Raw genomic sequence first — 596 nt, forward strand, 5'->3', positions numbered from 1 at the left:
CCGTGCCAGCAGCCGCGGTAATACGGAGGGTGCGAGCGTTAATCGGAATTACTGGGCGTAAAGCGCATGCAGGTGGTTTGTTAAGTCAGATGTGAAAGCCCGGGGCTCAACCTCGGAATAGCATTTGAAACTGGCAGACTAGAGTACTGTAGAGGGGGGTAGAATTTCAGGTGTAGCGGTGAAATGCGTAGAGATCTGAAGGAATACCGGTGGCGAAGGCGGCCCCCTGGACAGATACTGACACTCAGATGCGAAAGCGTGGGGAGCAAACAGGATTAGATACCCTGGTAGTCCACGCCGTAAACGATGTCTACTTGGAGGTTGTGGCCTTGAGCCGTGGCTTTCGGAGCTAACGCGTTAAGTAGACCGCCTGGGGAGTACGGTCGCAAGATTAAAACTCAAATGAATTGACGGGGGCCCGCACAAGCGGTGGAGCATGTGGTTTAATTCGATGCAACGCGAAGAACCTTACCTACTCTTGACATCCAGAGAACTTTCCAGAGATGGATTGGTGCCTTCGGGAACTCTGAGACAGGTGCTGCATGGCTGTCGTCAGCTCGTGTTGTGAAATGTTGGGTTAAGTCCCGCAACGAGCG

Annotated in this window: 1 rRNA gene; it reads left to right on the forward strand. The window is 53.2% G+C overall.

Annotated features, from left to right (window positions below):
- Positions 1–596, forward strand: a 16S ribosomal RNA gene (locus NDJ01_RS08525); the annotation flags it as partial.

The organism is Vibrio sp. HS-50-1, assembly GCF_024747315.1.
GTDB classification, from domain to species: Bacteria; Pseudomonadota; Gammaproteobacteria; order Enterobacterales; family Vibrionaceae; genus Vibrio; species Vibrio diabolicus.